The organism is Tibeticola sediminis (assembly GCF_003843835.1).
Classification (GTDB): Bacteria; Pseudomonadota; Gammaproteobacteria; order Burkholderiales; family Burkholderiaceae_C; genus Tibeticola; species Tibeticola sediminis.
This window is the reverse complement of the sequence record NZ_RKQL01000003.1, coordinates 1-23578: the sequence shown is the minus strand read 5'-3', so window position 1 is coordinate 23578 and position 23578 is coordinate 1. Positions and strand designations below refer to the sequence as shown.

31 protein-coding genes are annotated in these 23578 nt (G+C 65.0%); 29 read left to right on the top strand and 2 right to left on the bottom strand.

Going from position 1 to position 23578, the window contains the following annotated elements; translation table 11 throughout:
- The first annotated feature begins 52 nt into the window (after positions 1-52).
- The 24 genes from EDC62_RS07050 to tatC all read left to right on the top strand — a co-directional run bounded on the left by EDC62_RS07050 (position 53) and on the right by tatC (position 16844).
- The gene (locus EDC62_RS07050; RefSeq protein ID WP_124222106.1) at positions 53-889 is read left to right on the top strand and encodes an ABC transporter ATP-binding protein; all 837 of its coding nucleotides are present in this window, start codon (positions 53-55) and stop codon (positions 887-889) included.
- On the top strand, positions 886-1668 hold the full coding sequence (mlaE, locus tag EDC62_RS07045) for a lipid asymmetry maintenance ABC transporter permease subunit MlaE (RefSeq protein ID WP_124222104.1): 783 nt from the start codon (positions 886-888) through the stop codon (positions 1666-1668). Before EDC62_RS07050 ends, mlaE begins: the two co-directional genes overlap by 4 nt.
- A gap of 9 nt (positions 1669-1677) precedes the next feature.
- Positions 1678-2166: an outer membrane lipid asymmetry maintenance protein MlaD gene (mlaD, locus tag EDC62_RS07040; RefSeq protein WP_124222102.1), complete on the top strand. Its 489-nt coding sequence runs from the start codon at positions 1678-1680 to the stop codon at positions 2164-2166.
- A complete protein-coding gene (locus EDC62_RS07035) occupies positions 2163-2912 on the top strand; it encodes an MlaA family lipoprotein (protein WP_124222099.1) in 750 nt (249 codons plus the stop codon). The genes mlaD and EDC62_RS07035 overlap by 4 nt, the downstream gene beginning before the upstream one ends.
- A 62-nt stretch (positions 2913-2974) precedes the next feature.
- On the top strand, positions 2975-3628 hold the full coding sequence (locus EDC62_RS07030; protein ID WP_124222644.1) for an MlaC/ttg2D family ABC transporter substrate-binding protein: 654 nt from the start codon (positions 2975-2977) through the stop codon (positions 3626-3628).
- Positions 3609-3917, top strand: coding sequence for an STAS domain-containing protein (locus tag EDC62_RS07025; RefSeq protein ID WP_245968796.1), 309 nt, complete (start codon positions 3609-3611; stop codon positions 3915-3917). Before EDC62_RS07030 ends, EDC62_RS07025 begins: the two co-directional genes overlap by 20 nt.
- A 79-nt stretch (positions 3918-3996) precedes the next feature.
- On the top strand, positions 3997-4932 hold the full coding sequence (locus EDC62_RS07020; RefSeq protein WP_124222095.1) for an ABC transporter ATP-binding protein: 936 nt from the start codon (positions 3997-3999) through the stop codon (positions 4930-4932).
- Between the two features lie 2 nt (positions 4933-4934).
- A complete protein-coding gene (locus tag EDC62_RS07015; RefSeq protein WP_124222642.1) occupies positions 4935-5690 on the top strand; it encodes an ABC transporter permease in 756 nt (251 codons plus the stop codon).
- 1 nt (position 5691) lies between these two features.
- The gene (locus tag EDC62_RS07010) at positions 5692-5937 is read left to right on the top strand and encodes a BolA family protein (protein ID WP_124222092.1); all 246 of its coding nucleotides are present in this window, start codon (positions 5692-5694) and stop codon (positions 5935-5937) included.
- Between the two features lie 2 nt (positions 5938-5939).
- Positions 5940-7205 (top strand): UDP-N-acetylglucosamine 1-carboxyvinyltransferase, encoded by a 1266-nt coding sequence (murA, locus tag EDC62_RS07005; RefSeq protein WP_124222090.1) that lies wholly within the window; start codon positions 5940-5942, stop codon positions 7203-7205.
- The gene (gene hisG, locus EDC62_RS07000) at positions 7202-7879 is read left to right on the top strand and encodes an ATP phosphoribosyltransferase (protein WP_124222088.1); all 678 of its coding nucleotides are present in this window, start codon (positions 7202-7204) and stop codon (positions 7877-7879) included. Before murA ends, hisG begins: the two co-directional genes overlap by 4 nt.
- Positions 7876-9237: a histidinol dehydrogenase gene (gene hisD, locus EDC62_RS06995; RefSeq protein WP_245968795.1), complete on the top strand. Its 1362-nt coding sequence runs from the start codon at positions 7876-7878 to the stop codon at positions 9235-9237. Before hisG ends, hisD begins: the two co-directional genes overlap by 4 nt.
- Entirely contained in the window at positions 9237-10400 is a 1164-nt protein-coding gene (hisC, locus tag EDC62_RS06990; RefSeq protein ID WP_124222086.1) for a histidinol-phosphate transaminase, read from the top strand. The genes hisD and hisC overlap by 1 nt, the downstream gene beginning before the upstream one ends.
- A gap of 45 nt (positions 10401-10445) precedes the next feature.
- A complete protein-coding gene (gene hisB, locus EDC62_RS06985; protein WP_124222084.1) occupies positions 10446-11036 on the top strand; it encodes an imidazoleglycerol-phosphate dehydratase HisB in 591 nt (196 codons plus the stop codon).
- A 54-nt stretch (positions 11037-11090) separates the two neighbouring features.
- A complete protein-coding gene (hisH, locus tag EDC62_RS06980; RefSeq protein WP_124222082.1) occupies positions 11091-11762 on the top strand; it encodes an imidazole glycerol phosphate synthase subunit HisH in 672 nt (223 codons plus the stop codon).
- A gap of 57 nt (positions 11763-11819) precedes the next feature.
- On the top strand, positions 11820-12566 hold the full coding sequence (hisA, locus tag EDC62_RS06975; RefSeq protein WP_124222080.1) for a 1-(5-phosphoribosyl)-5-[(5-phosphoribosylamino)methylideneamino]imidazole-4-carboxamide isomerase: 747 nt from the start codon (positions 11820-11822) through the stop codon (positions 12564-12566).
- A 39-nt stretch (positions 12567-12605) separates the two neighbouring features.
- Positions 12606-13385 (top strand): imidazole glycerol phosphate synthase subunit HisF, encoded by a 780-nt coding sequence (gene hisF, locus EDC62_RS06970; protein ID WP_124222078.1) that lies wholly within the window; start codon positions 12606-12608, stop codon positions 13383-13385.
- A 269-nt stretch (positions 13386-13654) separates the two neighbouring features.
- Positions 13655-14044 (top strand): phosphoribosyl-AMP cyclohydrolase, encoded by a 390-nt coding sequence (gene hisI, locus EDC62_RS06965; RefSeq protein ID WP_124222076.1) that lies wholly within the window; start codon positions 13655-13657, stop codon positions 14042-14044.
- The gene (locus EDC62_RS06960; protein WP_124222074.1) at positions 14041-14421 is read left to right on the top strand and encodes a phosphoribosyl-ATP diphosphatase; all 381 of its coding nucleotides are present in this window, start codon (positions 14041-14043) and stop codon (positions 14419-14421) included. Before hisI ends, EDC62_RS06960 begins: the two co-directional genes overlap by 4 nt.
- Entirely contained in the window at positions 14418-14792 is a 375-nt protein-coding gene (locus EDC62_RS06955; RefSeq protein WP_124222071.1) for a DUF4870 family protein, read from the top strand. The genes EDC62_RS06960 and EDC62_RS06955 overlap by 4 nt, the downstream gene beginning before the upstream one ends.
- A 20-nt stretch (positions 14793-14812) precedes the next feature.
- Positions 14813-15175: a histidine triad nucleotide-binding protein gene (locus EDC62_RS06950; protein WP_124222637.1), complete on the top strand. Its 363-nt coding sequence runs from the start codon at positions 14813-14815 to the stop codon at positions 15173-15175.
- Positions 15176-15245: 70 nt separating this feature from the next.
- Positions 15246-15485: a Sec-independent protein translocase subunit TatA gene (gene tatA / locus EDC62_RS06945; RefSeq protein WP_124222069.1), complete on the top strand. Its 240-nt coding sequence runs from the start codon at positions 15246-15248 to the stop codon at positions 15483-15485.
- A 24-nt stretch (positions 15486-15509) separates the two neighbouring features.
- A complete protein-coding gene (gene tatB, locus EDC62_RS06940; protein ID WP_124222067.1) occupies positions 15510-15998 on the top strand; it encodes a Sec-independent protein translocase protein TatB in 489 nt (162 codons plus the stop codon).
- A gap of 66 nt (positions 15999-16064) precedes the next feature.
- The gene (gene tatC, locus EDC62_RS06935; protein WP_124222065.1) at positions 16065-16844 is read left to right on the top strand and encodes a twin-arginine translocase subunit TatC; all 780 of its coding nucleotides are present in this window, start codon (positions 16065-16067) and stop codon (positions 16842-16844) included.
- A gap of 1 nt (position 16845) precedes the next feature.
- On the opposite strand, the gene EDC62_RS06930 is transcribed toward tatC, so the two are convergent.
- Positions 16846-17985 carry a trypsin-like peptidase domain-containing protein gene (locus EDC62_RS06930; RefSeq protein WP_124222062.1) on the bottom strand — a complete coding sequence of 380 codons (1140 nt, stop codon included), beginning with the start codon at positions 17983-17985 and terminating at the stop codon, positions 16846-16848.
- 113 nt (positions 17986-18098) lie between these two features.
- Here EDC62_RS06930 and EDC62_RS06925 point away from each other — a divergent pair, with 113 nt between their 5' ends.
- Both EDC62_RS06925 and pdxA read left to right on the top strand, forming a co-directional pair.
- Complete coding sequence (locus EDC62_RS06925) at positions 18099-18902, top strand: Nif3-like dinuclear metal center hexameric protein (protein ID WP_124222059.1); 804 nt, start codon at positions 18099-18101, stop codon at positions 18900-18902.
- A 12-nt stretch (positions 18903-18914) separates the two neighbouring features.
- Positions 18915-19952, top strand: coding sequence for a 4-hydroxythreonine-4-phosphate dehydrogenase PdxA (gene pdxA, locus EDC62_RS06920; protein ID WP_124222057.1), 1038 nt, complete (start codon positions 18915-18917; stop codon positions 19950-19952).
- Positions 19953-19983: 31 nt separating this feature from the next.
- Here pdxA and mscL read toward each other — a convergent pair whose 3' ends face one another.
- Positions 19984-20415: a large conductance mechanosensitive channel protein MscL gene (gene mscL / locus EDC62_RS06915; RefSeq protein WP_124222055.1), complete on the bottom strand. Its 432-nt coding sequence runs from the start codon at positions 20413-20415 to the stop codon at positions 19984-19986.
- A gap of 150 nt (positions 20416-20565) precedes the next feature.
- On the opposite strand from mscL, the gene petA reads away from it, so the two are divergent.
- From petA to EDC62_RS06900, 3 genes are read left to right on the top strand one after another with little or no spacing between them, the layout of a single operon-like run.
- On the top strand, positions 20566-21156 hold the full coding sequence (gene petA / locus EDC62_RS06910) for a ubiquinol-cytochrome c reductase iron-sulfur subunit (RefSeq protein ID WP_124222053.1): 591 nt from the start codon (positions 20566-20568) through the stop codon (positions 21154-21156).
- Positions 21157-21167: 11 nt separating this feature from the next.
- Positions 21168-22583 (top strand): cytochrome b, encoded by a 1416-nt coding sequence (locus tag EDC62_RS06905; RefSeq protein ID WP_124222051.1) that lies wholly within the window; start codon positions 21168-21170, stop codon positions 22581-22583.
- Between the two features lie 18 nt (positions 22584-22601).
- On the top strand, positions 22602-23369 hold the full coding sequence (locus EDC62_RS06900; protein WP_124222049.1) for a cytochrome c1: 768 nt from the start codon (positions 22602-22604) through the stop codon (positions 23367-23369).
- The last annotated feature ends 209 nt before the right edge of the window (positions 23370-23578 follow it).

Genomic DNA, 23578 nt, shown 5'->3' with positions numbered 1-23578 from the left:
CGGATTGCCTTATCATCGAAAGGCCGGCGACCGCCCGGCCTTTTTGTTGTTTATGTCCACCCCTGCTTCCCCCCCGCTCGTCGAGTTGCGCCACCTGAGCTTCGGCTACGGGGAACGCACCGTGCTCAACGACATTTCCTTGACGATTCCGCGGGGCAAAGTGACGTCCTTGCTCGGCGTGACTGGGGGTGGAAAGACGACCACGCTGCGGCTCATCGGGGGGCAGTATCGGGCGCAAAAGGGCGAGCTGCTGTTCGACGGTGAGGACGTCACCCGCATGGATGCGCAGCGCCTCTACGCCGCGCGTCGGCGCATCGGCATGCTGTTCCAGTTCGGTGCGCTCTTCACCGATCTCAACGTGTTCGACAACGTGGCCTTCCCGCTGCGCGAGCACACCGATCTGCCCGAGGCATTGATTCGCGACATCGTCTTGATGAAGCTCGACGCGGTCGGGCTGCGCGGGGCGCGCCATCTGATGCCCTCGGAAATCTCGGGCGGTATGAACCGGCGCGTGGCGCTGGCGCGCGCGATTGCGCTCGACCCCGACCTCGTCATGTACGACGAGCCGTTTTCCGGCCTCGATCCGATCGCGCTGGGCACCGCGGCGCGGCTGATCCGCCAGCTCAACGACACGCTGGGCATGACGAGTCTGCTGGTGTCGCATGAAATTCCCGAAACCTTCCGCATTTCGGACCACGTCATCATCCTTGCCAACGGGCAGGTGATCGCGCAAGGCGCGCCCGACGAAGTGCGCGAGTCTTCCGATCCTCTGGTGGTCCAGTTCGTCAAGGGGCTTCCCGACGGGCCGGTCCGCTTCCACTACCCCGCCGTCAGCATTGCCGAAGACTTTGATCGTTCGGCGATGCGCCTCGAGGAGCTCGACCGATGAGTTGGTATCGCCCCGCCGATGTCGGCTATGCGACCCGCCGCGTGCTCGCGGGCTGGGGCGACGGCACGCGGCTGCTGTTGCGCTTGACCCTGATGTTCGGGGCGGCGATGCGGCGCTTTGGACTGGTGCGCGACCAGATTTTTTTCCTCGGCAACCAGTCGCTGGCGATCATCTCGGTCTCCGGCTTGTTCGTCGGCTTCGTGCTTGGGCTGCAGGGCTACAACACCCTGCAGCGCTATGGCTCGGCCGAGGCGGTGGGGCTGCTGGTCACCTTGTCGCTGGTGCGCGAGCTCGGGCCAGTGCTGACGGCACTCTTGTATGCCGGTCGGGCCGGGGCGTCGCTGACGGCCGAAATCGGCCTCATGCGTTCGGGCGAGCAGCTCTCGGCCATGGAAATGATGGCGGTCGACCCCGAGCGGCGCATTCTGGCGCCCAGGTTTTGGGCGGGCATCATCGCCATGCCGCTGCTCGCGGCGGTTTTCAGTGCCGTCGGTGTGATCGGGGGCTGGCTCGTGGCCGTGCCCATGATCGGAATCGATGCCGGTGCTTTTTGGAGTCAGATGCAGGGCGGCGTCGATGTCTGGAGCGATGTGGGCAACGGCGTCATCAAGAGTTTCGTCTTTGGCATCGCGGTGACCTTCATCGCGCTGCTGCAGGGCTACGAGGCCCTGCCGACGCCCGAAGGCGTGTCACAGGCGACCACCCGCACGGTGGTCGTGGCTTCTCTGTCGGTGCTGGGGTTGGACGTCATTCTCACCCTGCTGATGTTCAGTCTTTGAGGAAATCGCATGGAGCGTTCGAAAAACGATGTCTGGGTGGGCCTGTTCGTGATGCTGGGTCTGGCTGCCGTGCTGTTCCTGGCGCTCAAGGCTGCCAATCTGCTCAATCTCAATTTCGAGGCGAACTACCGCGTCCAAGCCAAGTTCGACAACATCGGCGGCCTCAAGCCCAAAGCAGCGGTCAAGAGCGCCGGTGTCGTCGTCGGCCGGGTCGAGGACATCGGCTTCGACGACCAGACCTACCAAGCGCGTGTGACCTTGTCGATGCAAAAGCGCTACGCGTTTCCCAAAGACAGCTCGCTGAAAATCCTCACCAGCGGCCTTTTGGGCGAGCAGTATGTGGGGATCGAGCCCGGGGCTTCCGATCAGGTTTTGGCCGACGGCGACACGGTCAGCTCGACCCAGTCGGCGCTCGTGCTCGAAAACCTCATCGGTCAAGTGCTGTTCAACAAGGCAGCCGAAGCCGGCGACGGCGGCACGAGTGGGGCGAAGAAATGAGCATGCCGGTCCTCCGTCACCCGGCGCGTTTGCTCATCCTTGCGGCCGCGCTGGTGCTGGCGGGCTGTGCGCATGGGCCCGGCGCCGACCCGCGCGACCCGCTGGAGCCACTCAACCGCAGCGTTTTTGCCTTCAACGACGCGGTCGACCGCACGGTGCTGCAACCGGTGGCCACGGCCTACACGGACATCACGCCCCGGCCCGTGCGTACCGGGGTGCGCAACTTCTTCAACAACCTCGCCGACGGCTGGTCGTTCGTGAACCAGTTGCTGCAAGGCAAGCCGGCGGAGGCGATGGACAGTTTCTTCCGCTTCAACATCAATACGCTGTGGGGCGTCTTCGGGCTGATCGACATCGCCAGCGAGATGCGCATCGAGTCGCGGCACGAGGATTTCGGTCAAACCCTGGGCCGCTGGGGCGTGCCGAGCGGGCCTTATTTGGTGCTGCCGCTCATGGGCCCCTCGACGGTGCGCGACGCCGCGGCGCGCTTGACGGTCGACGTGAAAGCAGATCCGGTTCGCCAGGCCGACCATGTGCCGACCCGCAACAGCTTGATTGCGCTCGATGTGGTGCAAACCCGGGCGCAGTTGCTGCAAGCCACGCGCATGCTGGACGAGGCCGCACTCGACCGCTACAGCTTTACGCGTGACATTTATCTGCAAAAACGCCAAAACGATGTGTTCGATGGCGCGCCACCACCACCGGATGCGCCGACCGAGGAGCCGGCCGAGGCCACCCAACCCTAAACCGGGATGACCGCTTGGGACCGCCCCGGCCGCCTGTGCAACCTGAAGGAGCTGCCATGTTCATGAATCGCCGTGATTTCGTTCGCCGCTGCGGCGGCATCGCTCTGGGCGTCGCGGGAGCCGCGGGGGCGCTGGCGGCGCACGCAGCCGAAGAGGCGCCGGATCAATTCATCTTGCGCGTGTCGAACGAGGTGCTCGACACGATCCGCGCGGACAAGTCACTGCAGAGCGGGGATATTGCGAAGATCATCGCTTTGGTCGACAGCAAAATCATGCCGTATGTGGACTTTCAGCGCATGACGGCCTCGGCCGTCGGGCCCGCCTGGCGCAAGGCCACGCCTGAGCAGCGCCAGCGGCTGCAGCAAGAGTTCAAGACGCTGCTGGTGCGGACCTACGCGGGTGCGCTGACGCAGGTCAGTGATCAACAAATCGTGCTCAAGCCCATGCGTGCCTCTGCGCAGGACAAAGAGGTGGTGGTTCGCAGCGAAATCCGGGGCGGCAAGGGCGACCCGGTGCAGCTCGACTATCGCCTCGAGAAGGCGCCCGGCGAAGGCCCAGGCTGGAAGATTTACGACCTCAACGTCATGGGGGTCTGGCTGGTCGACACCTACCGGGGGCAGTTTTCCCAGGAGATCAATGCCAAAGGGATCGACGGCCTGATCGCTTCTTTGGCGGAACGCAACAAAGCCAATGCCGGTGGATCGCGTAAAGGTTGACCTGGGCTTGCGGCTGCCCCAAGCCCTGACCCATCAGAACGCGCGCAGCGTCTTGCGTTCGCTCGTGTCGTCCGTGCGCGCGACGCCCGAGGCAACCGTGGTGGTCGACGCGCGCGATCTCGGTCAGTTCGACTCGTCTGCGCTCGCCGTGCTGCTGGAGTTGCGGCGGCAGGCGCGGGCGCTGAACAAGGGCTTTGCGGTCGCGCATCTGCCCGCCAAGGCCCGCCTGCTCGCGCAGGTCTACGGCGTCGCGGAGCTGCTGCCGGAGCACGCGTCCGTCGGCGGGTGAACCCTCTGCGCCGACGTCGCTTCGGTATGCGCGCAGGCGTGCGGCGCCGAGCGCCCTAGAATTTTGAGTTTTTGATCCCATGCCCGCCGCGGTCTCGTTCGATTCGGTCACCAAAGTGTTTCCCGCTGCACGCGGGTCGGGCGCGGCATTGCGCGCGCTCGACGGCGTGAGCTTCGACATCAAGGCGGGCGAATTCTTCGGCCTGCTCGGCCCCAATGGGGCGGGCAAGACGACGCTGATCAGCATTCTCGCGGGCTTGGCGCGGGCGAGTTCGGGCAGCGTGCGCGTGCTCGGGTACGACGTGCAGCGCGATTACGCCCAGGCGCGCAAGCTGCTCGGCGTGGTGCCGCAGGAACTGGTGTTCGACCCGTTCTTCAACGTCATCGAGACGCTGCGCTTTCAGTCCGGGTACTTTGGCGTGCGCGACAACGAGGCCTGGATCGAGGAGTTGCTCGTCGGCCTCGGTCTGGCCGACAAGGCGAACGCCAATATGCGCCAGCTCTCGGGCGGCATGAAGCGGCGGGTGCTGGTCGCTCAGGCATTGGTGCACAAGCCGCCGGTGATCGTGCTCGACGAGCCCACCGCGGGGGTCGACGTCGAACTGCGGCAGACGCTGTGGCAGTTCGTCTCGCGGCTCAACCGCGAGGGGCATACCGTGCTCTTGACGACCCACTATCTGGACGAGGCCGAGGCCTTGTGCGGCCGTATCGCCATGCTCAAGGACGGTCGTGTCGTGGCGCTCGAGCGCACGTCCGATCTGTTGCGGTCGGCCTCGAGCCATGTGCTGCGGTTCACGATCGATGGCAGCCTGCCGCCCGAGCTGGCCCGACGGGCGCGAGTCACGGGCCGCGTGGTGCAGTTTCCCGCGCAGGATGCGCTCGAAATCGAGCGGTATCTGGCGGCCGTGCGCGAGGCGGGCCTGCATGCGCAGGATGTGGAGATCCGTAAGGCCGATCTGGAAGAAGTGTTTTTGCAAATCATGGGCCAGCACCGCTTGGCCGCAGAGGTTTCATGAAGATGACCGGTTGGCGAGCCCTGCTCTACAAGGAGGTGTTGCGTTTCTGGAAGGTTGGCTTCCAGACCATCGCCGCGCCCGTGCTCACGGCCCTGCTCTACATGCTGATCTTTGCGCATGTGCTCGAAGACCATGTGCGTGTCTACGGCAGCCTGGCCTATGGTGCGTTTCTCGTGCCCGGACTGGTGATGATGAGCATTCTGCAAAATGCCTTCGCGAACAGTTCGTCGAGCCTGATCCAGAGCAAGATCATGGGGAACCTCGTGTTTCTGTTGCTCACGCCCCTGTCGCATTGGGAATGGTTCGTCGCTTATGTCGGCTCCTCGGTGCTGCGGGGTCTGGTGGTGGGCTTGGGCGTGTTTGCGGCGACCTCGGTGTTCGCGATGCCAAGTTTCGTGGCGCCGGGCTGGATCGTGGTGTTTGCCGTGCTGGGCTCGGCTTTGCTCGGGAGCTTGGGCTTGATTGCGGGGCTGTGGGCCGAGAAATTCGACCAGATGGCCGCATTTCAGAACTTCGTCATCATGCCCATGACCTTTTTGTCGGGCGTGTTCTACTCGGTGCACACGCTGCCGCCGTTTTGGCAATCGGTGAGCCACCTCAATCCGTTTTTCTACATGATCGATGGCTTCCGCTATGGGTTTTTTGGCATCAGCGATGTCTCGCCCTGGCGCAGCCTTGCCGTCGTCGTGCTCGCGCTGATCCTGGTCGCCGGCTGGTCGCTGCGGCTGCTGCGCGTGGGGTACAAAATTCGTTACTGAAATGACCGCATCCGAAATCGAACGCCTCATCCGCGCGGGCCTGTCCTGCGATTTTGTCCATGTCGAAGGGGACGGACGACACTGGAGCGCCATCGTCGTCTCGTCGGCCTTCGAAGGGCTGCGCAGCATCGCGCGCCATCAGCGGGTGTATGCGGCGCTGGGCGACCGGATCGCCAAGGACGAAGTCCATGCGCTGTCGCTCAAAACCTGGACGCCCGCCGAGTGGGCAGCAAGGCAGGGTGGCTGAGGATGCAGCGATTGCTCATACGTGGAGGGCGTCGGCTCGAAGGCGAGGTGTCGATCGCGGGCGCGAAGAACGCGGCCCTGCCCGAACTCTGCGCGGCCCTGTTGACCGACGAGCCGGTGCGGCTGCACAACGTGCCGCAATTGCAGGACGTCGCAACCATGCTGCGGCTGATTGCCAACATGGGGGTGCAGGCCGAGCGTGTCGGCGGAACGACGGTGCAGATCGACGCGGCAGCGCTGACCACGCCCGAGGCGCCCTACGAACTCGTGAAAACCATGCGGGCCTCGGTGCTGGCTTTGGGGCCGCTGTTGGCGCGCTTTGGGGAGGCGACCGTCTCGCTGCCCGGTGGCTGCGCGATCGGGTCGAGGCCGGTGGATCAGCACATCAAGGGTTTGCAGGCCATGGGCGCGCAGATCGATGTCGAGCACGGCTACATGCTGGCCCGGCTGCCGCGCGGCCGCTCGCGGCTGCACGGCGCGCGCATTGTGACCGATATGGTCACGGTGACGGGCACCGAAAACCTGATGATGGCGGCCACTTTGGCCGAGGGTGAAACCCTGCTCGAAAACGCCGCCCAGGAGCCTGAGGTCGTCGACCTGGCGGAGATGTTAATCGCCATGGGTGCGCGGATCGAGGGCCATGGAACGAGCCGTATCCGCATCCAGGGCGTCGACCGGCTGCACGGTTGCGTGCACACGGTCGTTCCCGATCGCATCGAGGCCGGTACCTTCTTGTGCGCGGCAGCGGCGACGGGTGGCGACATTCGACTGCGCGACGCGCGCGGGGAGCATCTCGACGCGGTCATCGAAAAGCTGCGCGACGCTGGCGCCGAGGTGGCGTGCGGGCCAGGGTGGATCCACCTGCGCTCGCAGGGCCGCATGCGGGCGCAGAGCTTTCGCACCACGGAATACCCGGGCTTTCCGACCGACATGCAGGCGCAGTTCATGGCGCTCAACTGCATTGCCGAAGGCGCGGCCAAGGTGACCGAGACCATCTTCGAGAACCGCTTCATGCACGTCAATGAACTCGTGAGGCTGGGGGCGCGCATCCAGATCGACGGCAAGGTCGCTTTGATCGAAGGCGTTCCGCGGCTTTCGGGTGCGACCGTGATGGCCACCGACCTGCGGGCCTCGGCGAGCCTGGTGATTGCCGGCCTCGTCGCCGATGGCGAGACGCTCGTCGAGCGCATCTACCATCTGGATCGCGGCTACGACCGCATGGAAGTCAAACTGCGTGCCCTTGGGGCCGACATCGAGCGCATTTCATGATCACACTCGCTCTCTCCAAAGGTCGAATCTTCGACGAGACGCTGCCGCTGCTCGCGCGCGCGGGCATCGAGGTTGCCGAAGATCCCAATACCTCCCGCAAGCTCATCCTGGCGACGAATCAGCCCGATGTGCGCGTCGTCCTCGTGCGGGCCACCGACGTGCCGACCTATGTGGAATATGGCGGCGCCGACCTCGGCGTGGCGGGGCTGGACACTTTGATCGAGCACACCGCCCAGTGGGGCCTGGGGTTGACCGGTGGCGGGCTCTACCGGCCTTTGGATCTGGGCATCGCGCGCTGCCGGGTCAGCGTGGCCGTGCCCGAAGGCTTCGATTACCGCGCCGCGGTACGCCAGGGCTCGCGCTTGCGCGTGGCCACCAAATACACCGCGATTGCGCGCGACTTCTTCGCCGAAAAGGGCGTGCATGTCGACCTCATCAAGCTCTACGGCAGCATGGAACTCGCCCCCCTGACCGGACTGGCCGACGCGATCGTCGATCTGGTCTCCACCGGCAACACGCTCAAAGCCAATCACTTGGTCGAGGTCGAGCGCATCATGGACATTTCCTCGCGGCTCGTCGTCAACCCCGCGGCGCTCAAGCTCAAGCGGGAACGCATCCGCTTGCTCATCGACGCGATGGCCGCGGCCATATCCGAACGGGAGTGCCAGGCATGAGTACCGCAACGAACCCGATGCCGACCGCGCGGCCGCTGCGTCTGTCCACGAGCGATGCCGGTTTCGAGGCGGCCTTCGCCGCGCGCCTGCATTGGTCGGCCGAGACTGATGCGGCCATCGAGCAGCGCGTGGCGGACATCCTGGCCGACGTGCGCTTGCGCGGCGATGCAGCGGTGCTCGATTACACGCGCCGCTTCGACGCCCTCGATGCGGCCGAGATGGCGGCGCTCGAACTGAGTCCAGACGAGCTGCGCGCCGCGTTCGAGTCCTTGCCCGAGGTGCAGCGCAGCGCTTTGCGGGCTGCGGCCGATCGGGTGCGCCGCTACCACGAGGCGCAGCGCCGGGCGGCGGGCGAGAGCTGGTCGTACCGCGACGAGGACGGCACGCTGCTGGGCCAGAAGGTCACGCCGCTGGACCGCGTGGGCATCTACGTGCCCGGCGGCAAGGCCGCCTACCCGAGCAGTGTGCTGATGAACGCCATCCCCGCGCACGTCGCCGGTGTGGGCGAAATCATCATGGTGGTGCCGACGCCGCGCGGCGAGAAAAATCCGCTGGTGCTGGCCGCGGCCTATGTGGCGGGGGTGACGCGGGGCTTCACGATCGGCGGTGCGCAGGCGGTGGCGGCGCTGGCCTACGGCACTGCCACGGTACCGAAGGTGGACAAAATCACGGGCCCCGGAAACGCCTATGTGGCGAGTGCGAAGAAGCGCGTGTTCGGCGTGGTCGGCATCGACATGATTGCGGGGCCGAGCGAGATCCTGGTGCTGGCCGATGGCAGCACGCCGCCGGAATGGGTAGCGATGGATTTGTTCAGCCAGGCCGAGCACGACGAACTGGCGCAGAGCATCCTGCTGTGCCCCGATGCGGCCTACATCGACGCGGTGCAGGCCGCGATCGACCGGCTGCTGCCTTTGATGCCGCGCGCGGCCATCATCGCCAAGAGCCTCAACGACCGGGGGGCGCTGATTCAGACGCGCAGCATGGAAGAGGCCTGCGCCATCAGCAACCGCATCGCGCCCGAGCATCTCGAAGTCTCGAGCCGCGAGCCGCATCGCTGGGAGCCGCTGCTGCGGCACGCCGGCGCGATCTTCCTCGGGGCCTACACCAGCGAAAGCCTGGGCGACTATTGCGCCGGCCCGAACCATGTGTTGCCCACCAGCGGCACGGCGCGGTTCAGCTCGCCATTGGGGGTGTACGACTTTCAAAAGCGCAGCAGCTTGATCGAGGTGAGCGAAGCCGGCGCGCAGGCGCTCGGCACCCTTGCGGCCGAACTCGCCTACGGCGAAGGACTGCAGGCCCATGCGCGCGCGGCCGAACTGCGCCTGCGCGAGGTGCCCCCGATGCGGAAGCCGCGGTGATGCAGACGCCTTGGACTGCCCCAGACCACCCGGCGGCGAGCGGCGTGCCGCTGCAGCCCGAGGACTACGCGCAACGTGTGCTGCGCGCCGACGTGCAGGGGATGCACGCCTACGCGGTGCAGGATGCGCGCGGCCTCATCAAGCTCGACGCGATGGAGAACCCCTACCGGCTCAGTCCCGCCTTGCAGGCGGAACTCGGCGCGCGGCTCGGTGCGGTCGAGATCAACCGATACCCGGGCCCTCGGATCGAGGTGCTGCGCGAGGCGCTGGCGGTGTATGCGGGTATGCCGCGGCACGGCTATGCGCTGATGTTGGGCAACGGCTCGGACGAGCTGATTTCGCTCTTGGCGATGGCTTGCGACCGGCCCGGGGCGAGCATCCTCGCGCCCGAGCCCGGCTTCGTGATGTACGCGATGAGCGCCAAGCTCCAGGGGCTGGCCTACCACGGCGTGCCACTGACGCCGGACTTCGCGCTCGACGAGGCGGCGATGGCCGAAGCGATCGAGGCGCACCGGCCCGCCATCGTTTATCTGGCTTACCCCAACAACCCCACCGCGAACCTGTGGGACGAGGCCGTGATGGAGCGGCTCATCGCGTTGCAGGCACGGCTGGGCGGGCTGGTGGTGATCGACGAGGCTTATCAGCCGTTTTCCAGCCGTAGTTGGATCGACCGCCTGCGCGTGCAGCCGCACCACCACCCGAACCTGCTGCTCATGCGCACGCTGTCGAAGTTTGGGCTTGCCGGCGTGCGGCTGGGCTACCTGATCGGCCCCACGGCGCTGGTGCAGCAGATCGACAAGGTGCGCCCGCCGTACAACGTCAGCGTGCTCAATGCCGAGTGCGCGTTGTTTGCGCTCGACCATGCCGACGTGTTTGCGGTGCAGGCGGCCGAACTGCGCGCGCAGCGCGCGATGCTGCTCGAGCGGCTCGCGGGCCTGCCCGGCGTGCAGGTCTGGCCGAGCGAAGCCAACATGATCCTCATCCGCGTGCCCGACGCCCATGCGGTATTCGCGGGCATGAAGGCGCGCGGCGTGCTGGTGAAGAATGTCTCGGCGCTGCACCCGCTGCTGGCGAACTGCCTGCGGCTGACGGTGGGCACGCCGGAGGAAAATGCGCAGATGCTGCAGGCGCTGCAAGCCGCGCTGACCGACCTGCAGGCCTGAGCCCCCTCACCACGACTGATTTCAGATCCACCGGGAACCCCCGCCATGAACCGCACCGCCGAAGTCACCCGCCGCACCGCGGAAACCGACATCACCGTCCGCATCGATCTCGATGGCAGCGGCCGCGCGCGGCTCGCCACGGGCATCGGTTTCTTCGACCACATGCTCGACCAGATCGCGCGGCATGGACTCATCGACCTCGACATCGAGGCCAAGGGTGATCTGCACATCGACGGCCACCACACCGTCGAGGATGTGGGCATCACGCTCGGGCAGGCGGTCGCGCAGGCCGTGGGCGACAAGCGGGGCATCCGGCGCTATGGCCATGCCTATGTGCCGCTGGACGAGGCGCTCTCGCGTGTGGTGATCGACTTTTCCGGCCGGCCCGGCCTCGTGGCCCATGTACCGTTCACCAGCGGCATGATCGGCAGCTTCGACACCCAGCTGATGCATGAGTTTTTCCAGGGCTTCGTGAACCACGCCTTCGTCACCCTGCACATCGACAACCTGCGCGGTGCCAATGCGCACCATCAGGCCGAGACCGTCTTCAAGGCCTTCGGTCGGGCCTTGCGGGCCGCGGTCGAGCTTGACCCGCGCGCGCCGCAGGCCGTGCCGTCCACCAAAGGGTCTTTGTAGCCAATTTTTGAACAAAATTGGCCTGACGCCGGCGTGATTCGGTCCTCTTATGCTATGAAAAAAATAGTCAACACGGTTGCGGTCGTCGATTACGGCATGGGCAATCTGCGCTCGGTGGCGCAGGCCGTGCTGCATGCGGCGGCCGACAGCGGCGTCAACGTCATCATCACCGCCGAGCCCGCGCAGGTGCGCGCGGCCAGCCGCGTGGTGCTGCCGGGGCAGGGCGCCATGCCCGACTGCATGCGCGAGCTGCGCGCGTCGGGGCTGCTCGAGCCCGTGCTGGAGGCCGCGGCGAGCAAGCCGCTGTTCGGCGTCTGCGTGGGCATGCAAATGCTGCTCGACCACAGCGCCGAGGGGCCGGCCGGCGTGGGCACGCCGGGGCTGGGCGTGATTGGCGGCGAGGTGGTGCGCTTCGACCTCGCCGGCCGTACCCAGGCCGACGGCAGCCGCTACAAAGTGCCGCAAATGGGCTGGAACCAGGTCTTTGCGACGCAGCCACGCCACGCGCTCTGGAGCGGTGTGCCCGATGGCAGCTGGTTTTATTTCGTCCACAGTTTTTACGCGCGGCCGTCGGATGCGCGCCACACGGCGGGCGAGGCCGACTACGGCGGCCGCTTTACCGCTGCGGTGGCCCGGGATAATATTTTTGCGACCCAGTTCCACCCCGAGAAAAGCGCCGCCCAGGGGCTCGCCCTCTACCGCAACTTCCTGCACTGGAATCCTTGACGCCGTTTCCGCTCCGACGCAGGCCGCCCGGCGCTGCGTGGTCTGTTTGAACCCATCATGCAACTCATTCCCGCGATCGATCTCAAAGACGGCCACTGCGTGCGCCTCAAACAAGGCGACATGGACCAGGCCACCACCTTCGGCGAAGACCCGGCCGCCATGGCGCGCAAATGGGTCGACGAAGGCGCGCGCCGCCTTCATCTGGTCGACCTCAACGGCGCCTTTGCCGGCAAGCCCAAGAACCACGCGGCGGTCAAGGCCATCCTGGCCGAGGTGGGCGAAGACATCCCGGTGCAACTCGGCGGCGGCATCCGCGATCTCGACACCATCGAGCAGTACATCGACGCCGGCCTGCGCTGGGTCATCATCGGCACCGCCGCGGTGAAAAACCCGGGCTTTCTGAAGGAAGCCTGCATCGCGTTCGGCGGCCACATCATCGTCGGCCTCGACGCCAAGGACGGCAAGGTCGCCACCGACGGCTGGAGCAAGCTCACCGGCCACGAGGTTCTGGACCTCGCCAAGAAGTTCGAGGACTGGGGCGTCGAGTCCATCATTTACACCGACATCGGCCGCGACGGCATGCTCACCGGCATCAACATCGACGCGACGGTGCGGCTCGCGCAGGGGCTCACGATACCCGTGATCGCCTCGGGCGGCCTCTCGAGCATGGCCGACGTCGAAGCGCTCTGTGCGGTCGAAAAAGAGGGCATCGAGGGCGTCATCTGCGGCCGCGCCATCTACACCGGCGCGCTCGACTTCGCCGCCGCGCAGGCCCGCGCCGACGCCTTGAGCGGCCGCGCCTGAATCGGCAGCGTCAGAAGCCGCAATTCACCGGAGCCTCTCATGCTCGCCAAACGCATCATCCCCTGCCTCGACGTGACCGGCGGGCGCGTCGTCAAAGGCGTGAACTTCGTCGAGCTGCGCGACGCTGGCGACCCGGTGGAGATCGCCGCGCGCTACAACGACCAGGGTGCCGACGAACTCACCTTCCTCGACATCACCGCCACGAGCGACGACCGCGACCTCATCCTGCCCATCATCGAAGCCGTGGCGTCGCAGGTGTTCATTCCGCTGACCGTCGGCGGCGGGGTGCGCACCGTCGAAGACGTGCGGCGGCTGCTCAACGCGGGGGCGGACAAGACCAGCTTCAACTCGGCCGCCATTGCGAACCCACAGGTCATCCGCGACGCTTCCGCGCGCTATGGCTCGCAGTGCATCGTCGTCGCCATCGACGCCAAGCGCCGCTTTGGGGCCGACCTGCTCGACCGTGGCGAGGGCTGGGACGTCTACAGCCACGGCGGTCGCAAAAACACCGGCCTCGACGCGGTGGCCTGGGCGCGGCAAATGGCCGAATTCGGCGCCGGCGAAATCCTGCTCACCAGCATGGACCGCGACGGCACCAAGGCCGGCTTCGACCTCGAACTCACCCGCGCGGTCAGTGACGCGGTCGACGTGCCCGTCATCGCCTCGGGCGGCGTGGGCACACTCGACGACCTGGCCGACGGCATCCAGCAGGGCCACGCCGACGCGGTGCTGGCCGCCAGCATCTTCCACTACGGTGAATACACCGTAGCCCAAGCCAAAGCGCGCATGGCCGAGCGCGGCATTACGGTGCGGATCTGAGAGGCTGAGAGGGAATCGGTCATGCCCGCTTTGACGTCCCAAAACACGCCCGAGGGCGTTGCAAATGCGCGCCGTAGCCCGAGCTACGGCTGTGCTTTGCGCCTACTCGGGCGCGCTTTGTGGCGCCTCTTCGGGCACGCCCAATTCCCTATCAGCCTCTGAGGCCGAGGGGATCGGTTTTTTTTGGGTTTTTTGGCGGTATCCCAGCGTCAAACGGTCGTTTCGTGCTCGCAAAATGGGAGCGAATCCAGATGCCCGACAATCCACCCATGAACTGGCTCGACGAAGTGAAATGGGATGCGCAAGGCTTGGTGCCCGTCATCGCGCAGGAGGCGGCGACGGGTGACGTGCTCATGTTCGCCTGGATGAACCGTGAGGCGCTGCAGAAGACCGCCGAACTCGGCCGCGCGGTGTACTTCAGCCGCTCGCGCGACAAGCTCTGGTTCAAGGGCGAGGAATCGGGCCATGTGCAAACCGTGCATGAAATCCGCCTCGACTGCGATCACGACGTGATCCTGCTCAAGGTGACGCAAACCGGCCACGAGCCCGGCATCGCCTGCCACACCGGCCGCCACAGCTGCTTTTTCAACCGCTACGAGGACGGCGCCTGGAAGGTGGTCGAACCCGTGCTCAAAGACCCGGAGTCGATTTACCGATGAGCCCCACGCCCACCACCGCCGACGTGCTCGAGCGCCTGGCCGATGTGATCGAAAGCCGCCTGCCCGCGCGCGGCGGCGACCCGCAGGCGAGCTATGTCGCGCGGCTGCTGGCCAAGGGACCGGATGCGTTTTTGAAAAAGGTCGGGGAAGAGGCCACCGAGGTCGTCATGGCCGCCAAAGACGCCGAGCATGGCGGCGACGCGGGGCAAATCGTCTACGAAGTGGCCGATCTGTGGTTTCACTGCATGATCGCGCTGGCGCATTTCGGCCTGCGTCCCGCCGACGTGGTCGCCGAACTGCAACGCCGCGAAGGCACGAGCGGCATCGAGGAAAAAGCCTTGCGCAAGGCACTCAATCGCGAAGGAGCAGGCGAATGACCGACCCCCGAACCGACGACCTCGAACTCGATTCGCTGCGCACCGTCAGCTGGATCAGCTACATCTTGCACCTCATCGTGGCCGTGGCCGCGGTGCTGCCGGGCGGGCACGTCGGAGTGGGCCTGCTGCTGATTGCGCTCATCCTCGACCTGGTCAAGCAGAGCGACGCCGAGGGTACTTGGCTTGCCTCGCACTTTCGCTGGCGCATCCGCACGGTGTTCTGGGTCGGCGCGCTCTATGTGCTGACCTTCCCGCTGTTTTTTCTGTTCGTGTTTCCCGGCATGATCGCCTGGGGCTTGATCTCGATTTGGTTCCTCTACCGCATCGTGCTTGGCATGGTGCGCATGAACAAGGAATTGCCCGTCGAATGACCGTCGATCCACAGACCGCCATGAACGACCACGACCCGAACTGCATCTTCTGCAAAATCATTGCCGGCCAGATCCCCTCCCGCAAGGTCTACGAGGACGACGAACTCCTCGCCTTCCACGACATTGCGCCCTGGGCGCCGGTGCATTTTCTGATGGTGCCCAAGCGGCACATCGCCTCCATGGCCCAGCTCACCGAGGCCGACCAGGCGCTCATGGGCCGCATGATGGTGCTCGCGCCCCGGCTCGCGCTCGAACAGGGCTGCCGCCCCTATCCCGAAGGCGGCTTTCGCATCGTGGTCAACACCGGCGCCGAGGGCGGGCAAGAGGTGCACCACCTGCATCTCCATGTCATGGGTGGGCCGAGACCCTGGCTCAAAGGGTGATTGCACCGTGCGGCGTCGTGTGTCGGCGCGCGCTCGGACTAGAATCCCGCTTCTTCGTTAGGAGGTTTCCATGGGTTCGTTTTCCATCTGGCACTGGCTGATCGTGCTGTTGATCGTCGTGATGGTGTTTGGCACGAAGAAGCTCAAGAACATCGGCTCCGACCTCGGTAGCGCGGTCAAGGGCTTCAAGGACGGCATGCGTGAGGGTGGGTCTTCGGAAGACAAGCCCGCTGCCCCCGCAGGCCAGGTCACGAACGCGGCCGCGTCCGAGAAGACCACCATCGACGTCGACGCCAAAAGCAAGTCCTGACACGCCCCGACCCTCGCGCGTCCCGTGATCGATCTCGGCATCTCCAAGCTCGCGCTCATCGGCGCCGTGGCCCTCATCGTCATCGGGCCCGAAAAGCTGCCGCGGGTGGCCCGCACCGTGGGCACGCTCATCGGCAAGGCCCAGCGCTACGTCGCAGACGTCAAGGCCGAGGTCAACCGCTCGATGGAACTCGAAGAGCTCAAGAAGCTCAAGGAGACCGTCGAAACCTCGGCCCGTGACATCGAACAGACGGTGCACAGCACCGCGACCGAGTTCGAGCAGCAGTGGAGCGAGGCGACGGCTGGCCTCACGTCGGACACCGTCGTGCCCTCCACCGAGGGCAGCTCCTGGTCCAGCGGCTCGAGCAACACCTCGAGCTCCCGCCCGAAGAAAAACTGGCGACTCAAGCGGGGTGCCGTGCCGCAGTGGTACAAAGCTCGCGCGGGCGTGCGCACGCATGTCCAATCGGGGGCTGCGCGGGTCGCCCGTTACCGCCCGCGTCCATTCAACTGAGCCTCGTTCTTGGGCCGCTGCCGCGTTCGGCCATGCCCATGCCTTCCCTGAGGCCTCCACGTCCCGATGTCTGATCCCAAACAAGAGCCCGAAGACGAACTCGCCGGCACGGAGCAGCCTTTCGTTGCGCACCTGATGGAACTGCGCGACCGGCTGATCAAAGCCATGCTGGCCATTGCCGTCGCAGTCGGCATCCTCGCGATTTATCCTGGCCCCGGCCCGCTCTATGACATGCTGGCGGCGCCGCTCGTGGCGCACCTGCCCAAAGGCACGACGCTGATCGCCACTTCGGTGATTTCGCCGTTCATGGTGCCGCTGAAGATCCTGCTAATGACGGGCTTTCTGCTGGCGTTGCCGTTCGTGCTCTATCAGATCTGGGCCTTCGTTGCGCCGGGCCTCTACACGCACGAAAAAAAGCTGGTGCTGCCGCTCGTGATCTCGAGCACCATACTGTTTCTGATCGGCGTGGCGTTTTGCTACTTTTTCGTCTTCGGACAGGTCTTCAAGTTCATCCAAAGCTTCGCGCCCAAGTCGATTACGGCAGCGCCCGACATCGAGGCCTACCTGAGCTTCGTGCTCACCATGTTCCTCGCTTTTGGCGTTGCCTTCGAGGTTCCCGTAGCGGTCGTGGTTCTCGCGCGCCTGGGCATCGTCGAAATCGAAAAGCTCAAAGCGTTTCGCTCGTACTTCGTGGTTCTGGCGTTCATCATTGCGGCCATCGTGACGCCGCCGGACGTCGTGTCACAGCTGGCGCTGGCCATTCCGATGATCCTGCTCTATGAGTTGGGCATCTGGGCCGCGAAGGTGTTCATCAAGCACACGCAGCCGCCCTCCGAGGAGGCTTGACTCACTCCGCGGGCCGCGGTGGCCGGGTTCCGGGGGTGAGGGACATCTCCAGCGTTTGCCCGCGCCGCCACAGGCTCAGGCGCGCCGGCTGGCCCGGCCGCAGGGCCGACACCGCGCTCAGCAGCTCCGCCACTTGCCGGACCGGCTTGCCCTCCACCCGCAGAATCACATCGCCGGGCTGTATGCCTGCGCGCGCGGCAGGGCCGTCTTGCAGCACCCCGGTGACCAGCACGCCGCTGCCCGGCTCGAGGCCCAGGCCTTGCGCGAGCTCGGCACTCAGCTCGCTCGGCTCCACGCCGATCCAGCCGCGCGTCACATGGCCCTCGCGCACGATGGCTTCCATGACCTCACGCGCGGTGGAGACGGGAATGGCAAACCCGATGCCGAGGTTTCCGCCGCTGCGCGAGTAGATCGCGGTGTTGATTCCCATCAGGCGGCCATGCACATCGACCAGCGCACCGCCCGAGTTGCCGGGGTTGATCGCCGCGTCGGTCTGAATGAAGTTCTCAAACGTATTGAGCCCGAGCTGGCTGCGCCCCAGCGCGCTCACGATACCGGCAGTCACCGTTTGCCCGACGCCAAAAGGATTGCCGATGGCCAGCACGATGTCGCCGACGGCCAGCGACTCGGACTGCCCCAGCGTGATGGCTGGCAGACGATCGAGCGTGATTTTCAGCACGGCCAGATCGGTATCCGGATCGGTCCCGATCACGCGGGCGGGCGCGCGCCGGCCATCGGCGAGCGCGACTTCGATCTCGTCCGCCCCTTCGATCACATGGTTGTTCGTCAGCAGATAGCCCGCGTCGCTCACGATGACGCCGCTGCCTAGGCCCACTTGCGGCTGGGATTCACGCTCGCCAAAGAAAAATCGGAACCAGGGGTCGCCACGGTGGGGGCTGGGCTTCGGCGCCTTGCTGGTGCTGATGCTCACGACCGCCGGCGACGCGGCTCGGGCGGCGCCGCGCAGGCTGCCGGGCGGCGCTTCGGTCGCGGGTGTAGGGGGCGCTTCGACCACCGAAATCGACCCTCCTGATGCGCGCAGCGGCCACTGCATCCATTGCGGCTTGAGCGTCGAGACGACAAACGCCAGCGCCAGCGCCACCGTCACCGTTTGCGAAAACACCAGCCACAGTCGTTTCATTTCCAGGGAAGATCCATCAAAGCATGCGACACCCACATGGGTGCGGGCCCATTGTAGGCGTGCAGTTCTCGGCGCCCGCGCTTCGGCCGACGCGCTTGGCCGACAATGTGCGCATGACGGATTCCACAGCCCATACCCCCGGTTCCACCGCGGCCGGTTCCATCGACCGCGACCGCCTCGCGCTCGAGTTCGACCGCCTGCTCGAGCCAGCGCGCTTTCGCGACTACGGCCCGAACGGACTGCAGGTCGAAGGGCGGCCCATCGTGCGACGCATCGTGTCGGGCGTCACCGCAAGCCGCGCGCTGATCGAAGCCGCCATCGAAGCCGATGCCGATGCCATCTTCGTGCATCATGGCTTGTTCTGGCGCGGACAGGACGGGCGTGTGACCGGTTGGCTGCGACAACGCTTGGCGCTCTTGTTGCGGCATGAAATCAATCTCTACGCCTACCATCTGCCGCTCGATGCGCATCCCGATCTCGGCAACAACGCGCAGCTCGCCCGGCGGCTCGGTTGGACGATCACGGGCCGGTTCGGCGAGCAGGATCTGGGCTGCATCGGTCGATGGTCCACCGCAGCGCGGTCTTGGCGCGCGCAAGACCTGGCGCAACACCTCGAGCGAACGCTGGCTCGCCGCGTGACGGCCGTGTTGCCGCACGATGAGCCGATCGAGCGCGTGGCCTGGTGCACCGGTGGGGCCCAGGCGTACTTCGAAGCGGCCATCGCGGCCGGCGCCCAGGTTTTCGTCACCGGGGAAATCTCCGAGCCGCAGGCCCATCTGGCGCGCGAAACGGGCGTCGCCTACCTGGCTTGCGGTCATCATGCGACCGAGCGCTACGGGGCGCCGGCGGTGGCTGCAGCCGTCGCCGCGCTGCATGGCCTGGAGCACCGGTTCATCGACATCGACAACCCCGCTTGAGGAGCACCCTCGATGCCTACTCCGAACGCAGCGCAGCGGCCACTGGCGATCACGGCCGGAGATCCCGCGGGCATAGGCCCGGAAATCATCGTCAAGGCCTATCTGCAGGCACCTGAAGATCTCGCCAACAGCTTCGTCGTTGGCGACGTGGGCGTGATGCGCCGGGCCGCCCGGGTCATCGCGGGGCCGGCGGGAATCGCGCCACCCGTTCTGGTGCTCGATTCGGCAGCGGAAGCGGCATCGGTGCCGCCACGCTGCATCCCGGTGTTGCAAGTGGGCCCGCGAGCGCCCGAATTGGCCTACGGTCAGGTTCAGGCGGAAGCTGAGCGCCTCGCGGCGAGCTGGATCGTGTGGGCGGCCCGGGCCGCTTTGCGCGGCGAAGTCGCGGGCATCGTCACGGCGCCCGTGCACAAGGAAGCCTTGGCAGCGGCCGGGGTGCCGTACCCGGGGCACACCGAGATGCTTCAGGCCGAGGCCGCAGCCTGGGCCGGATGCCCCCTGGCCGAAATGCCTGTGCGCATGATGCTCGCCAACGACGAACTGAGGGTGGTGTTGCTGAGCATCCACGTCAGCCTGCGCGAGGCCATTGCACGGGTGACAGGCCCGAACATCGAGCAGACGCTGCAGATTGCCGATACCGCCTTGCGGGCGATGCTCGGTCGCAGCCCGCGCCTCGCGGTCGCGGGGCTCAATCCACATGCCGGCGAGGGCGGGCAGTTCGGCCGCGAGGAGTTGGACATCATCGCCCCGGCAGTCGCGGCGGCTCGGGCGCGCGGACTCGATGTGCATGGCCCGTACGCGCCCGACACCGTCTTCATGCGCGCACGCCAGGGCGCCTTCGATGCCGTGATCGCGATGTACCACGACCAGGGTCTGATTCCGGTGAAGTACCTCGGGCTCGACCAGGGGGTCAACGTGACCTTGGGTCTGCCGCTCGTGCGCACCAGCCCCGACCACGGCACCGCGTTTGATCTCGCCGGATCGGGTCAGGCAGACCCGCGCAGCCTCATCGCGGCGGTTCGCCAGGCGCGAGTTCTTGGGCAACGCTGAACCTGTCCCTCGCGCCATAAAAAAGCGTGAACTATTTCTTCAGTGCGTCGCGAATTTCCCGCAGCAGCAACACGTCTTCGGGCGTGGGCGCGGGTGCCGCGGGTGGGGCCGGGGGCGCTGCGCGTTTGAGCCGGTTGACCTGTTTGATCATGAGGAAGATCACGAACGCAAGGATCAGGAAATTGACGGCGACGGTGATGAAATTGCCATAAGCCAGCACCGGGACGCCCGCCTTTTTGAGCGCATCGAGCGTCATGGGTGTTCCCGCTGGCACTTGGCCCAACACGATGAAAAGATTGGAAAAATCGATCTTCCCAACGACGGCGCTGACGAGCGGCATGATGACGTCACCCACCAGCGAATCGACGATCTTGCCGAACGCGCCTCCGATGATGACCCCGACCGCAAGATCCATCACGTTGCCTTTGAGTGCGAACTCTTTGAACTCTGAAACCATCGACATGAAAACCTCCTCGGTTGTTGCTGGAGGGCTCAGCATACGCAATTGCTGACCTGAGTCAAAGGCTTAGGAAGCGTGGGTGCAGGGCCGAAAAGGGGCTCAGATACAATCCGAGACGGACCATGTATCGACCACATCCCACAGAGGATTCCTATGAGTGACACCCCCGTTGACAGCAGCAAGCGGACGTGGCTCATCGCTACGGGCTGCGCCAGTGCCGTCGGTGGCGTTGCGGTTGCCGTACCGTTCGTGAGCAGTTTCCAGCCCTCCGAACGGGCCAAGGCAGCCGGTGCCGCCGTCGAAGCCGACATTTCCAACCTCAAGCCCGGCGAGCGCATGACCGTCGAGTGGCGGGGGAAACCGGTCTGGATTTTGCGGCGCACGCCGGAGATGCTCGCCGAATTGCCCAAGCTCGACAGTCAGCTCGCCGACCCTCAATCGAAGCGCCCCATGCAGCCCGCTTACTGCCAGAACCCTGTGCGGGCGATCAAGCCCGAAGTGTTCGTGGCGGTCGGGATCTGCACCCATCTGGGCTGCTCGCCGGTCGATAAGTTTCAAACGGGGCCTCAGCCATCTCTGCCCGATGACTGGAAGGGCGGCTTTCTCTGCCCGTGCCACGGTTCGACCTTCGACCTCGCTGGGCGGGTGTTCAAGAACAAGCCAGCGCCCGACAACCTCGAGATTCCGCCCCACATGTACATCTCCGACAGCAAGCTGCTGATCGGTGAAGACAAGAAAGCTTGAGGAGCGAGGATATGGCTGCTGAATTCAAGGAAATTTCGCCGAACGCCTCCGCAGGGGCCAAGCTCGGGAATTGGCTCGAAAACCGCTTCCCCACACTTTTCGAGGCCTACCGGTTCCACATGTCGGAGTACTACGCTCCGAAAAACTTCAACGTCTGGTACATCTTCGGCTCGCTGTCGCTGCTGGTGCTGGTGATCCAGATCGTCACGGGCATTTTCCTCGTGATGCATTACAAGCCCGACGCGGCTTTGGCCTTTGGCTCGGTCGAGTACATCATGCGTGATGTGCCCTGGGGATGGCTGATCCGCTACATGCACTCCACCGGGGCATCGGCTTTCTTCATCGTGGTCTATCTCCACATGTTCCGCGGGCTCATGTACGGGAGCTATCGAAAGCCGCGCGAGCTGGTTTGGCTCTTCGGGTGCATGATCTTCCTCGCGCTCATGGCCGAGGCTTTCATGGGCTACCTCCTGCCTTGGGGGCAGATGTCCTACTGGGGCGCCCAGGTGATCGTGAACCTGTTCTCGGCGATCCCCTTCATCGGCCCCGATCTCGCGCTGCTCATCCGTGGTGACTATGTGGTCGGGGATGCCACCCTGAACCGCTTCTTCAGCTTCCACGTCATCGCGGTTCCGCTGGTGCTGTTGGGTCTGGTCGTGGCGCACCTGTTGGCGCTGCATGATGTGGGCTCCAACAACCCCGACGGCATCGAAATCAAAGGCCCTGATGCGCCCAAAGACGAGAAGGGCCACCCGCTCGATGGCATTCCTTTCCATCCGTACTACACGGTGCATGACATCTTTGGCGTCAGCGTGTTCTTGATGGTATTTTCCGCCGTGATCGTTTTCGCTCCGGAGATGGGGGGCTACTTCCTCGAGTACAACAACTTCATCCCGGCCGACCCGTTCCAGACGCCGCCGCACATCGCACCGGTTTGGTATTTCACGCCGTTCTATTCGATGCTCCGCGCCGTCACGACCGAGATGGTCTACGTCTTGATCGCGTGCGTCGTCGGGGCAGCCGGTTTCGCAGTGCTCAAAGGCAAGATGTCGTCGCTGTTCAAGGCCGTCATGGTTGCCGGTGCGGCCGTTTTGGTGGCCTTGTTGCTGGCGATCGACGCCAAATTCTGGGGTGTCGTCGCCATGGGTGGCGGTGTGGTGATTCTGTTCTTCCTGCCTTGGCTGGACAACAGCCCGGTGAAGTCCATTCGCTATCGCCCGACCTGGCACAAGTATCTCTACGCTGTGTTCGTGGTGAATTTCCTCGTGCTGTCTTACCTCGGCACCTTGCCGCCGTCCGTCATTGGGGGGCGAATTTCTCAGATTGGCACCTTGTTCTATTTTGGCTTCTTCTTGTTGATGCCCTGGTGGAGTCGGTTGGGAACGCCGAAGCCCGTGCCCAGCCGCGTGGTCTTTCATCCGCATTGAGCCGAGGAGTCAACGAACATGAAGCAATTTTTGAAGCATTGGCTGTTGCCCGTCTTCCTGGCCTGTTCTTCGATCGGCGTTGCACAGGCTTCCGAGGGGGGCATTCCTTGGGATAAAGCGCCCATCAACACGACCGATCTCGGTTCGCTGCAAAACGGCGCCAAGTTGTTCGTCAATTACTGCCTCAATTGCCACTCGGCGGCGTTCATGCGCTACAACCGCTTGCGCGACATTGGCCTGACCGAGCAGCAGATCAAGGACAACCTGATGTTCACCACCGAAAAAGTGGGGGACACGATGAAGGCGAACATCGACCCGAAGATGGCCAAGGAATGGTTCGGAGCCGTGCCGCCGGATCTGACGGTGATTGCACGGTCGCGTGCTGGCCATCAAGGGACGGGCGCCGACTATCTGTATACCTACATGCGCACCTTCTATGTCGACGAAAGCCGTCCGACGGGTTGGAACAACCTGGCTTTCCCGAACGTGGGCATGCCGCATGTCTTGTGGGAATTGCAGGGCATGCGCAAACCCGTGTTCCAAAAGGTCGAGCAGCATGGCCATGAAGCGGAGGTCTTCAAGGGCTGGGAACAACTGACGCCCGGAACGTTGACCCCGGCGCAATATGACCGGGAAGTGGCCGATCTGGTGAACTACCTCCAGTGGATGGGTGAGCCGGCGCAAAACCAGCGCGTGCGCCTAGGCGTTTGGGTTTTGCTGTTCCTGGCGGTGTACACCGTGATCACCTGGCGATTGAATGCGGCTTACTGGAAGGATGTACGCTGATTCCGTTTTTGGGATTCACTGTTTTTAGGTGACGGACGCCGACGGTGCCCGTCTTGGAGTGGCCCTTGCTGAGGGGGTCAGTGAGGTCGCCACTCTCAAGGGCAACGCTGAACAAGTCCCTCGCGCGTCGCGCATCCCGGCTGCGGGCGGTCTGCGTCGTTGCAAATCCTCGCCATAGCTTCGGCTATGGCTGCGGTTTGCGCCTCGCA